The sequence below is a fragment of the Halomicronema sp. CCY15110 genome (genome assembly GCF_016888165.1).
Classification (GTDB): domain Bacteria; phylum Cyanobacteriota; class Cyanobacteriia; order Phormidesmidales; family Phormidesmidaceae; genus Halomicronema.
Map to the genome: position 1 here is coordinate 80090 of NZ_JACSWC010000421.1, position 12236 is coordinate 92325.

Genomic DNA, 12236 nt, shown 5'->3' on the forward strand with positions numbered 1-12236 from the left:
AAAGACGACGCAAAATCTTCCCATCCAATCAGTTATCCCACTCATAAGGCTTATTGACTTCTCCAGCAATGCGATTAAATTCCTCGATATATTCTGGTTTCATTTCCCGCTGCCAGCGCAAATCTAACTTGATGGCCAGATCCGAGGCATCATAATATTTCTTTTTCCCTGACCCCATGGAGCGTTCCTTTTCAATGCCCTTATATTTATCGATTAGCGAATATGCTCCCTCATTTCCAGAAATATCATGATGATTATGCAGCCAGTATTGCAACATCTCTGGTCTGAATTCTATATCCAAAAAACGACAAATTTCAGCAACTGTTTCTTGCGGGCGACTAGCTAGAGCCTCATATTGCACTTCGATCCGTTTTTTGGCAGGGAAGCTCTCACAAAACTCTTTTCTATCTAGTTGCTTCTTGCTCCATTCATTAGACATGTCCTTGATGTCTCTATGTGGATACTTTCTCAGATATGAATTAACAACCGCACGGCCATCTCTTGCCAGATGAATGATGTAAGCTTCAACTCTGTGATGTTTAAACTCGGGTGACTTCAGACGTTTTTCACACCAACTAATTGCCTTACTAGAGTCAATAATGATATCAACATCTAATTTAGAGAACATATATGAATACGGATTAACGTATGCATCCTTTTTATTTAAAGTATCTCTAATCCCAGATTCAAGCTTTAGAGGCACATACGGATGAATCCGAGTTCCAGACAAACCGATGGCTAGTCTCTTTAGTCCACCTTGGTCAAACGTATTTTCCCAAAACTCTGAGTTGCGGTTAACGCAATCTATAAAAACTTGTTTTCGATAGCGGTTAGGTAAGCCTTTGAGCTCTCCAGCTGAAAAACATCTCGGGTGACTACCTAAGATCAGAGATAATAAGCTAGAACCGCTATGTCCAGATGAGATAATGAATGCAACTTTATTGACCATGAATTCTCTATTAACTCTGTAGAATGGTTTTTTACTTACTTAGCAGGGCTGCTCGATTTTCTTATGAGCCAATGGCCCAAATCACGATCCACTAGTTCTTGCAGAGACAAAATATCCTGCTTGTAAGCCTCGTTAAGTTTATTCCACTCTTCGGATGACAGCTTTGGCTTATATGGTTGGGCAATCTTTACGTTATTTTTCTGACTGGCAAAATGGCGGATTCTTTGACGAATCGAATCATCCAAGATACTTTTTGCTAGAGACTTAAACCAGCTTTCTCCGTTAAGCAAATTATGTAAGACTTTGCTGCGAGGTTTTTTGCTAATGGTTGAGACATTATATTTTTTGTTTGGCAGAGTGTATTCTGCATCTAAATCAACACCTAAGAAAAGAAAGATATCTTTCAATAAATCTTGAGGGTTTCCGCATAGATCTTCGTAAAAACAGACTTTAATATTCTTGGGGTCAAATACATTGAACAGATGACTTAGATGCTTGTGGTAAAAGCCAATTTCCTGATACTGCCAAAAAGGACTCCAGTCTTCCTCCTGCCTCTTCTTTTCATCACGAATCGCTTCGGTTAAGCTCAGATTTACCTCACCTCCGTTACGATAATGATGTAAATAATGAGAGTATGCACGATCAACTGGCTGCCTTAAAACTACAATTAGCTTTACATCAGGAAGATATTTTTTGATTCGTTCTGCTGCTGAAGGGATGTACAGATAGGATGTAGAAGCTTCGCCTATAGCCACCTCATCGCTAGCGTTTGTAAAAAGCTGCTTATAGTCTTCAAATTTTGTGACCCTTTTTTCATAAAGTTTACCTGACCAGGGCCATCAAAGCCTCTTTTTCTACCTTCGAAAGAGAAGAAATGTGGTTCTTTTTTGTCAGGCAAGAAAATCTGAGGATGTGCTTGAAGATATTTATAAAGAGAAGTCGTCCCAGCTTTTGGGGCACCAATAATTAAGAAGTTAGGTAGCTTAGATTCCATAATTAAAGGTTCCAATTAATTGCCCTGATGGGTGATCTAATGTTCAAGAATGATATGCTAATGAGCATTTTTTTGACTTGCTGTTTCTGCTGTCCAAGTATTTAGACGATTCACTATGGCGTCTAATTTTATTCTGACGAAACATGAACCCAGATAATATGAATGTTGCCATGAGGGAGCTTCTTGCCACTTATTGTATTGAGGCACTAGGTAATTCTCGATGCTTTGCTGCCAAAGATCAATAATGGCTTCTTTGCTTTTTTCATGGCTCCGAAGAAAACCATTTTGGATGACTTTTTCAAAAAGAGTTGAATCTTGCTTGAGCTGCTTTAATGCCTGAATTGCTTCTTCAGCAGACGTTACCTCAAAATAATCATATGGACCTTCTCGCTCCGCTTGAAAAGCTGACTCTGCGCCTAAAACGGCTGGAACACCTGCATGCCAGCAGTTGTACAGCTTAGTTGCTGGCTTCCACAGATGTTGATGGCTGCGGCCAAATTCTCTGACGGCCAACACTATGTCTACATCGCTATAGTCATGCCAGAGATGCCTAGGGCGAATTTGCCAATTTAGCCCTAGCTGCTCCAGTTCTTTTAACCACTTCTCTGATTTGAGTTCTGGCGTAAGGTTATATCTCAACCCCATATAAGCAACATTCTCAACCTTATGCTCCCGACTTGCCTCCCGTGGAATTAGGCCTGGCTGTGGCCAAAGTGGAATGTAATAACTGTTTCTAACAGACTTACATTCTTCAGGATTTTGCACCAAATGAACTTGAGCATATGGATGAGGATCGCGATCAGCTTTTATACATACCAGCAAAGTTGAAGGGTTAGGTTTTAACTCATAGGGTAGGGAATCTCTATGGGCCAAAACAATTCCTTCCTGTGGTAACTGATCAACTAACCGACAGGGATAATCATTTTGCCGCAGATGTAAATAGGTTTGTAATGTCCAGCAATAAATACCTCGGCCAAACTCTTCCCAAGGCTCATCTGCAGAGCTCGGCATTTCACTAGGCCAATCCTTTGCTGGAAGATAGAAATAGATAGGAGTCATAATTGATGCAAGGGTAACTGCTTAAACTTCCAGCCACGATGAAAGATCGCGATCGATCAACTCTTGCAGCTTCAAAATGTCATCATGATAATCGGCAATCAATTCTTGTCTAAGACGCTTGGGCAGTTCCGGCTTACCTAAATTTTTGTCCTTGAGCGGTTGAGTGATTTTTTTGCGGACTCCTTTGGGTAGAAAGTGCTTAATTGAGTCCTTTAGAGGATTAGGCTTGTTGAGTAATGAATTCAGGGTTTGATTTTTAGGGACCTTAGTTGGATTATGTCTCTTATTCGTGTTAGGTAGAAAGCTATTATCAACTTCCAAAAACTCAAAAATTGATTTCAAGAGTTTCTGGGGTTCCGATCGTAAGTCCTCATATAGACAGACATAAACGTTAGAAGCGCCAAAGGTGGCATAGTATCGCTCTAACTGTTCAAAATAGAACCCTCGGCGACGATGATGCCACTGAAAACTCCATCCGTCATCAATGCGCTGCTGCTCTTCCTTTAGAGCTTTCTCAAAGTTTGGATGGGGTTCGCGACCATTGCTCAAGGAAAACAAGAAATGTGAATATGCTCTTTCAGCCGGATCTCTCAAAATAGCCACAATCTTAGCGTCAGGAACATGGCTATGAATCCGCTGAGCAGCTGTTTGGCTATAAATATAAGAGGTTGATGCCTCTCCAATCGCCTTCTCCCCGTTAACATCAGCAAAGAGTTGCTGATATGTATCTAAATCAGTGATGGCGCTTTTCATTAAAAACGGACCAAAGGGACCGATTCGTTCTTGGTTTTGCCCCTCTAAAGTGAAAAAATCTGGTTCCTTTTGATCCCTAGAGGCAGGCATAAATATGTCTGGGTGCTGTTTGAGATAATAGTAAAGCGATGAGGTGCCTGATTTAGCGGCTCCAATCAGCAGAAAGTTCGGCATCGTCATAAAGATAGTCTCCAAAAATCTAGATTTCAGCCAGCCATCTATCGGCAATTTTGTCCCAAGTTTCGAGCTGCACAGCAGACTCAAACTGATGTCTCAGTTTCTCGATGTCAGATAAGTCTTGTAAAAGATCAACAATTTTGTGAGCAAGGGCGATCTGCGTTTCGGGCTGAAATGGATTCCCCACAACCTTCACGCAATAGTCTTTGTCTTTAAGTCCACCATAGTTTGTGGTTACGGGAACGCATCCAACGAAAGCCGACTCACGGACAGTATTGCAATCAATTTCATCAAAGGTACAGCCGTAATAGTGAATAATTGATGTTGACTTTTCTTCCATCAAGCGTTCCCGGCTAACCTTGCCATGTTCGAATACACCAGGCTGGCGCATAAGTTGCTGCATTTTTTGGTGCCATTCTCTTGATGGCCCTTTCGGCCAGCCATAAAAAACATGTAGTTCGGCTGATGGCATTTTTTGCTTGATCAGTGGCCAGCCGAACTCCAACATATACTCTAGACCTCTTGAGTAATTGGAGGCATATATGATTTTATTGGGATTCTTTGAGTTACGGCTTAGATGCTGGAATTCAGTGTCTAGACCATTGGGAATAACGACTATTTTATCGTCGGGTATATCAGGTAGAGTTGAGCGATGAAAGGCATTCTTACAAAAAATCTTGTCGTACTTTCCAAGCTTTTCTAAGCTAGATTCTGCTGGCAGTAGTACTCCCTTGCCGAGGTCTAGCCATACTCTATTAGCTTTTACTGGAAAAGCTAATCTCCAAGCAAAGTGCCATACCAGCAATGTGTCAAATTCGTCATGCTTGTTAAAGTCTTCATGGTGTCGATAAATTACACCATCAAAAGTGCCAGCCTCTTCACCACAACTATTAAAGACTTCAACCTGATATCCTTGCTTCGCCCACTCTTTTGCTAGATATATAATTCGTCCTTCTGCACCGCCAAGACCTTTTTTCAGACTCAAGGGCGACCATTGGTAAGGAGTCTCGGTTGCATAAATTGCAATGGAGTTTTTCGGCCATGCTTTCGCTTGCAACCGATCTTTAATATCAGATGATATGTTGACGAGCTTTCGTTTAATCTTTTGGTGACTCATGGAGGGCATACTTCATAATCTGAGGTATTAACAGTTCTCTCAGAAAGCAGATGAGGAATGTCAGAAGTATCAGTACAGTAGTACATTTCTGTAACCAGGGCTCTATCGGAAATCTCTCTAATCCTGAAAATTGGAGGATTTTGATTCAAAGTCGTGACTCTAAGCTAGAAGCGTGGTCAAACTAAATAGGTAAATATATGCGCCAATAAAGATCACTAATTTGAAGTGACAGCAACAATAAAATCACCCCCCTGATTGTTGTTCTGAGAAGATATTGCTTTCCAGGCTACTTCCCTGCTATTGGAACAGGCATATGTTACCCACGGCGATCGCGAAACTATCATCTAATGCACGCTTTACTCTTCAATCGTGGCCAAGATGCCTAGTGCTCTATCAGTGCTTGATTTTAGGGTTGTGCATACTCTTCAATATCCTTCGACAAGCTCAGGATGAGCGTGATCCGTACATTCAGGCTGAGTCTGTCGAAGCCCTAAATCTTAGGCTTGACGCTGCACTAGTCTAAAACAGACATGAAAGGACCTGTGTCTGCGGCAAGGGGTGTCTAAATAATTGCTCTCTTGTCTAGAACCACCAACATGTAGGTCGGCAGATGGGGCATGAGAGGCCCAAACAGCAAGTGTTTGCGATTTTATGTCAGCCTGCTGCTGCGATGCAGAACGATCTTGCTAGGGATGGGAACTGGTGGGGTAGTTTGATGTCGGTCTGGGTACTCTAGGCTGGAATGGAGTGCGAAACAAGCTTTACACGGCAGAAAGCTAATCACAGATATCGAGTGAGTGTGAAAGTGACACAGCTTCTTAAACAGCTCTGTGTTGAAGAGAGTTTAGAGTTGAAAATTTATGAATGAATTTGCCATGTCTGGAATCTATACGCTTGCCAACGACAGAGTCTATGATCAGTTAGTGGCTTTGCTCAACAGCATTGAAGTTAATGTTGGTAAAGAAGTACCTGTTGCGGTCATTGCTTATGATGACAATGTGGAAGCGGTAGAGGCTGAGATTGCCCAACGTGAGAACGTTTTTCTAATCTCTGATCCAAGTTGTTTTCAGCCTTGGGAGGACTTCTCGTATGAGGCATGGAAAGAGCATCCAACGGCATTTCCTTTATGGTCAAAGCAAGGTATTCAAGGGGTGAATCGAATCGGCATGAATCGTCGATATTATGCTTTTGATGCCCAAGCGCCTTTCGAGAAATTTGTATACTTTGACGCCGATGTTCTTGTTTTGAATTCCTTGGAGTATATCTTCAAGGAAATAGATTCTAGTGACTTTGTAGTCTATGACTTTCAATATAAGGATCCTTCACACATATACAATTTAGATTCACCAAAATTACATAAGATCTTTCCGGAAGAGCGAATTCAACGTGAAATTTTTTGCGCTGGCTTTTACGGGGGGAAACGAGGTTTGTTCACCCCAGCAGAGCGAGCCTGGTTGTCAGAACAACTTATGTCTGGGGAAGCTGAGATTTTATATACTTCTGCACCTAATCAATCTCTGCTGAATTATATGAAAATGCGTTTGGATATCCCTGTGTTTAATTTCGCTCTAGAATTGCCGCCTGAGCAGCGGACGGGGTGTTCAGTGACTTCACCACATTTTCAAATGACGGGGAAAGATTTGCTTTATGACAAGAGTGAAAGATTGACTTATTTGCATTATATTGGGGTCTCTTCTTCTATCTTCAGGCGTCTTTGTCAGGGAGAGAATCTTGATTTTCCCTATAAAGATATTTTCTTACATTACCGATACCTCAAAGAGCCTGATGCGAGACCAGTTTTCTCTGGAGACTTGATTCCTTGTCAGCCTAAACCACCCAGCTTTGGGCGAAAAGTCTTGAAGAAGTTAGGTGTTGTTTAAGGATCTCTGTTGAGGCAATATGAAAGATGAGTAATGGTGTATATATCGTTGCTAACGATCGCGTGTTTGACCAAGCGATCGCGCTACTCAGCAGTTTGCGGGTTCATAGTCCCGATATCCCTGTGATTATGCTGCCTTTTGATGATAATCACGAGAGAGTTTGGTCGACATGTCGTGATCAGTTTAATGTCCAACGTTACCCAAACCTAGACTTTTTAGAACAACTCACTCAAGATATTGCGGATATATTTCCGAGAGATTTTTTGCGGCTACCCAATAAGATGCGGAAATTGGGATGCTGGTTCGGCCCTCTGGATAAATTTGTTTACATAGATACTGATATTTTACTGTTTCAACCCATTGAGAGCAGTCTAAAATATCTTGAAGATGCTGATTTCTTCTGTTGTGACTTTCAGCAAAAAGGACGTGGATTAGCCGAAGTTTTTAATCCGACTGTTCGAGAGCAGCAGCTATTCTCTGAAGCGGATCTGGAGGATGTGTTTAACAGCGGCTTTTGGGGAGGTCGGCAAAACACTTTTTTGTACAAAGAGATGCTAGATATTTTGAAGGATTGTGCAGCCCATCGCGAATACTTTGATTTTTCCACAGGGACAACAGATCAACCAATCATCAATTACTTAGTGCTGAAAACAGCCGAGAGGCGAGTCAATATCACTCGTGCGAATCCTGAAGAGCCCGGGAATTGGGGAGGCAGTCCACATTTCGAGCAAAAAGGGCATGCTTTGTATGATGGCGATCGCTGCCTTCGATACCTACACTGGGCGGGAACACCTATTCAGCCAGGCGGCCCCTATTGGGATATTTGGGAATACTACCGATTTCTCAATGTGCAAGAACCTTTAAGCAATATTTCTGAAAGCCGTGATTCAACTTCCTCCAAATCAGTCAGAGGGATTTTATCTAAATTGCTGAATTATGCTAAGGGCTAAGCCCAGTTGTATTAACACTTGGAGTTGAACTTCCTGCTATGAGCAATCTGAACGATTATACATTTTGTACATTGGCTTTAGGCCATAGATATTGTCTGCTTGCTAAGCAGATGTCTGAAAATCTTAATCAGACAGCACCTGGCCATCAGTTAGTCGTCTTGACTGATAATCCGGAAATGTTTGCTGATTGTAATAATGTCGTCCCTGTGTTCTTCAAGCAGCAGGGTGCTCTCCATTGTTATCACGACAAACGATTTGCCATTGAACAAGCCTTGAAGCACAGCGATACCGCAGTGATGGTCGATGTTGACGCTGGTTTTGAGAATGTCATCTCAGATTTGAGGTTTGAGCCGGGGATTGAATGTTACAGCGAAAACCTAATTGAGCATGTCACAAAGTGGACGCCCGAGCGGCTGACTACTCTGCATAAAGTTGCGGAAAAAGTTGATGTTGAAATTGATCATGCGACCTGGATCGGTGAATCACTATTTGCAGTGACTAAAGATGATGGCAAAGAGCAAGCTTTCCTGCAATATTGGGGACAAATCGGCCGTTATCTAGAGCTGAATAAAATCCATGCTGGTAGTGGTAATGCTATTGGGTTAGCGGCAGCAAAGGTGGGTTGGGTGCCGCGTAAAAGTGATGCATTCATTCACTTAAAGTCGCTGTGGAATCATTTTGATGCTTCCTTGCAACGGCCTGCACCGACACTGATGAGTCGTTTGCGCCGCAAGTTCACCTTTCACTACCGTCTAAATCTGCAAAGAATCAAGGCTTTGAAAGACTTTGAATTTTATTATCGATAATGGAATTACCAGTTTCGCTGTTGTTGTTTAGCGGTTAAATGCTTTGCTGGAAAACGTGGCAAGCATCTCGGATGGTTTTGGTTAGCGCATTGCCGCTGATCAGTTTGCAAAAGCTTATCCTGATGTTGCAACTATTATTTTCCACATTTCCCACAGCCATCTGACAGTATCACCGTCCTGAGTTGAGTGAGAGATGAGTTGAATAAGAGGTGAAGAGGGGGGGGGGATAATCATCGAGCCTGTGTGCAGAGTTGGCGTCAATCTTAGCGATGGCCCTCAGTGTTCGAGGTTGCTCGTCGCGCGAATAGAAATAAGGATCAAATAACATCCAGATTGTTAGGGCAGGCATCTTGACTGCCTGGGGACAACCGAGACGGCTATCCCAACTTAATTTAATTCTCATTCCTTGGATTAGCGATCGCCCCGGCCCCGATGGGCAAACTCATGGACATTGATCGCGTCCGCAGCGATCGCGCCCATTGTCCTCATCCCCTATCCGCAACAGCGATTCACCTACTTCCTCATGAATTTGTAGCTTGGGCCTCATTTTCCGCCGGGAAAAATCAGTTAGAGGTAGAGTAGTTAGATGTCTCACCGGGGGTTCTGTCGCTTTTGACAGAGGGGATAGGATTGTTGATGAAGCATCGTGCTAATTTTTGGTAATTGCCGCGATGTGGGTTGAAGCTGTTTCCCGCGATCGCCCAGGTTCCCGCTTGTCTGCTCGCTTTCGATTTTACCTTTTCCATCGCTTGTAGTAGCAATCCTCTGCCATGGCACCGACTAACTCCAGCATGTTGGCGACCTTTTCCCAAGTGGGTTCCCAAGGGGGCGGTCTGACCCGTCGGGTCAAAGATCTACCCGCGCCCCAGTTCATCGATTTGCTTGATCAGATCACCCGGGAGTTTGAACACTTCCTGCGGGCGATCGACATGATCAACAACGAGTCGCTGGAGAACATGTTGGAGCAGATTTTGGAGGCTTTCACCCTCAAAATCGGCCAGATTCTCCAGGCCGATCGCACCACTATCTTCATGGTCGATTGGGATAAGCAAGAACTCTGGTCCAAAATTGCCCAGGGCGATGACGAAGCCCGGTTAGAAATCCGGGTTCCCGTGGGCAAAGGCATTGCTGGATATGTCGCCGAATCGGGCGAATGCCTCAATATTCCCGATGCCTATGCCAGTGACCTCTTTAACCCCAAAACTGATAAAGAGACCGGCTACCGCACCCATAGCATCCTCTGTATTCCCGTTTTTAACAAAACCCAAGAAGCCGTCGTGGCCGTGGTACAGCTGCTAAACAAGCTGGATCCTAGCAATCAACCCACTGCCTTTGACAGCCAGGATGAACGCAGCTTCCGAGAATTTGCCTCCTCGATTGGCATCATTCTCGAAAGTTGCAACTCCTTCTATGTCGCCGCCCGTAACCAAAAAGGCGTTTCCTCGCTGCTGAAGGCGATTTCCTCGCTGGAACAAAGTTTGGATTTGGAGAAAACCTTGCAGTCGGTCATGGAGGAGGCTCGGGACCTGATGAGCGCCGATCGCAGCACTCTGTGGCTCATTGACGAAACCACCAACGAACTGTGGTCGAAGGTGAAGTCGGGCGACGGCAAAACCCTGATTGAGCTGCGTATTCCCGCCGATCGCGGCATCGTCGGCTATGTCGCCACCACTGGGCAAACCCTCAATATCCCCGACGCGTACCAAGATCCCCGCTTTGACCCCGCCTCGGACAAGCGTACGGGCTACCAGACTCGCAATATCCTCTGTATGCCGGTGTTCGATTCCTCCAGCAAACTGATTGCCGTGACGCAGCTGATCAACAAAAAGCAGGGTTCCTTCAACAGTTCCGACGAAGAATTCATGCGGGCGTTCAACATTCAGGCGGGCATCGCGCTGGAAAATGCTCAACTGTTTGAAAATGTCCTGGTCGAAAAGCAGTACCAGAAAGATATTCTGCAAAGTCTCTCTGACGCGGTCATTTCCACTGATATGGAAGGCCGAGTGGTCACGATCAACGACGCCGCGCTAGAGCTACTGGGCTGTCCCGAATCCACCGATGATACTGACCATACCCTGCGGGAAGCCTGGGAGAAGCAACTGATCAACCGTTCTGTGTGGGACATTATTACCCTCGAAAAGCTGCAATTTCGGCTGGAAGATAGCCTGGAAACGGGAGCCAAGCATTACGTTCCCGAGCAAACCCTGAAGGTCGCGATTCCGGCCGCGATCGCCCTCGCCGCCGAAGGGCAAACCATTGAGCCTGCCGAGGCCTTGCTGCTGCTACCCGATCCCGATAACGCCGATCAGTTTTGGCCCTGGGGGCACCGCCAAGACACCACCCCGCTGAGCAAATCCCAAGTGCAGCTGCTGGAACGTAGTATTAACCTGACGGTGAATCCGCTGACGAACCCCGAAGGTGGCGTGCGCGGCGGCCTCCTGGTGCTCGAAGACATCAGCCAGGAAAAGCGGATGAAGACCACCCTGTATCGCTACATGACGCCGGGGGTGGCCGAGCGAGTCATGGCCCTGGGCGAAGACATGCTCATGCGGGGCGAACGGCGCGAGGTGACCGTCCTCTTCTCCGACATTCGCGGCTATACCACCCTGTCGGAAAATCTCGAAGCCGACAAAGTGGTCGAGTTGCTCAACGCCTACTTTGAAACCATGGTGGAGGCGGTCTTTACCTATGAAGGCACCCTCGATAAATTCATCGGGGACGCCATTATGGCCGTTTACGGTGCGCCCCTGCCGTTGCAAAACCATGCTTGGGCGGCAGTCCAGTCGGCCTTAGACATGCGCCATCGCCTGGCGATCTTCAATGCCGAACGAATGGCCCAGAAGCAACCCGAAGTGCGGATTGGCATCGGCATCAGCTCCGGCGAAGTGGTTTCGGGCAACATCGGCTCCCAGCGCAAGATGGAATACACCGTGATTGGCGATGGCGTGAACCTCAGCTCTCGCCTGGAGGGGGTGACGAAGCAATATGGCTGTGACATCGTGCTGAGCGAGCACACCTATGAACTCTGCAAAGATCTGATCTGGGTGCGCGAACTCGATAAAACCCGAGTGAAAGGCAAAAACGAGCCCGTCAGTGTTTACGAGCTGATTGATTATAAGAAGAATCCATTAGAGCAGTCCGCCCAAGACTTTTTGGCGCTGTATCAAGAAGGGCGCGCCGCCTACACTGGCATGGCATTCAAAAAGGCGATCGCCTGTTTTGAGCAAGCGGCCCAACTCCGACCCAGCGATCGCGCCGTTGATCTCCATATCAAACTCGCCCAAGCCTATCTCGTCAACCCGCCTGACGCCGACTGGGATGGCGTCCATACCATGACGACGAAATAAGCCGGATTTCCATGTTGTAGGCGGCAGTAGCCGATAAACCGGCGGCACTCAGCGAGAAAGTCGTTGCTCCGTCTTCATTCGAATCACGACAGGTTCTCTGCGACTTGAGTGATTGGGCAACTAAGGTACTTGCGCGCAAAAAAGATCCCCATGAACCGAGTTTCGACTCCGCTCAACTCTCGATACTGGTAGGTTGAGCGAAGT

General features: G+C 45.5%; 10 protein-coding genes. 4 read left to right on the forward strand and 6 right to left on the reverse strand.

What is annotated here, in order from left to right; translation table 11 throughout:
• Nucleotides 1-28: 28 nt before the first annotated feature.
• From JUK32_RS22600 to JUK32_RS22625, 6 genes are read right to left on the reverse strand one after another with little or no spacing between them, the layout of a single operon-like run.
• Nucleotides 29-949 carry a sulfotransferase gene (locus tag JUK32_RS22600; RefSeq protein ID WP_204141127.1) on the reverse strand — a complete coding sequence of 307 codons (921 nt, stop codon included), beginning with the start codon at nucleotides 947-949 and terminating at the stop codon, nucleotides 29-31.
• A 35-nt stretch (nucleotides 950-984) separates the two neighbouring features.
• The gene (locus JUK32_RS22605) at nucleotides 985-1704 is read right to left on the reverse strand and encodes a sulfotransferase domain-containing protein (protein WP_204141128.1); all 720 of its coding nucleotides are present in this window, start codon (nucleotides 1702-1704) and stop codon (nucleotides 985-987) included.
• Nucleotides 1695-1943 carry a sulfotransferase gene (locus tag JUK32_RS22610; RefSeq protein ID WP_204141129.1) on the reverse strand — a complete coding sequence of 83 codons (249 nt, stop codon included), beginning with the start codon at nucleotides 1941-1943 and terminating at the stop codon, nucleotides 1695-1697. Before JUK32_RS22610 ends, JUK32_RS22605 begins: the two co-directional genes overlap by 10 nt.
• Nucleotides 1944-2000: 57 nt before the next feature.
• On the reverse strand, nucleotides 2001-3002 hold the full coding sequence (locus JUK32_RS22615; protein WP_204141130.1) for a hypothetical protein: 1002 nt from the start codon (nucleotides 3000-3002) through the stop codon (nucleotides 2001-2003).
• A 21-nt stretch (nucleotides 3003-3023) separates the two neighbouring features.
• The gene (locus JUK32_RS22620; RefSeq protein ID WP_204141131.1) at nucleotides 3024-3935 is read right to left on the reverse strand and encodes a sulfotransferase domain-containing protein; all 912 of its coding nucleotides are present in this window, start codon (nucleotides 3933-3935) and stop codon (nucleotides 3024-3026) included.
• Between the two features lie 19 nt (nucleotides 3936-3954).
• Nucleotides 3955-5049 carry a glycosyltransferase family 4 protein gene (locus JUK32_RS22625; RefSeq protein ID WP_239112958.1) on the reverse strand — a complete coding sequence of 365 codons (1095 nt, stop codon included), beginning with the start codon at nucleotides 5047-5049 and terminating at the stop codon, nucleotides 3955-3957.
• Nucleotides 5050-5909: 860 nt separating this feature from the next.
• Here JUK32_RS22625 and JUK32_RS22630 point away from each other — a divergent pair.
• The 4 genes from JUK32_RS22630 to JUK32_RS22645 all read left to right on the forward strand — a co-directional run bounded on the left by JUK32_RS22630 (nucleotide 5910) and on the right by JUK32_RS22645 (nucleotide 12032).
• Nucleotides 5910-6929, forward strand: coding sequence for an Npun_R2821/Npun_R2822 family protein (locus JUK32_RS22630; protein ID WP_239112960.1), 1020 nt, complete (start codon nucleotides 5910-5912; stop codon nucleotides 6927-6929).
• A 26-nt stretch (nucleotides 6930-6955) separates the two neighbouring features.
• Nucleotides 6956-7879: an Npun_R2821/Npun_R2822 family protein gene (locus tag JUK32_RS22635; RefSeq protein ID WP_204141133.1), complete on the forward strand. Its 924-nt coding sequence runs from the start codon at nucleotides 6956-6958 to the stop codon at nucleotides 7877-7879.
• A gap of 38 nt (nucleotides 7880-7917) precedes the next feature.
• The gene (locus JUK32_RS22640; protein WP_204141134.1) at nucleotides 7918-8685 is read left to right on the forward strand and encodes a hypothetical protein; all 768 of its coding nucleotides are present in this window, start codon (nucleotides 7918-7920) and stop codon (nucleotides 8683-8685) included.
• A gap of 770 nt (nucleotides 8686-9455) precedes the next feature.
• Nucleotides 9456-12032 carry a GAF domain-containing protein gene (locus JUK32_RS22645; RefSeq protein ID WP_204141135.1) on the forward strand — a complete coding sequence of 859 codons (2577 nt, stop codon included), beginning with the start codon at nucleotides 9456-9458 and terminating at the stop codon, nucleotides 12030-12032.
• Nucleotides 12033-12236: the final 204 nt, after the last annotated feature.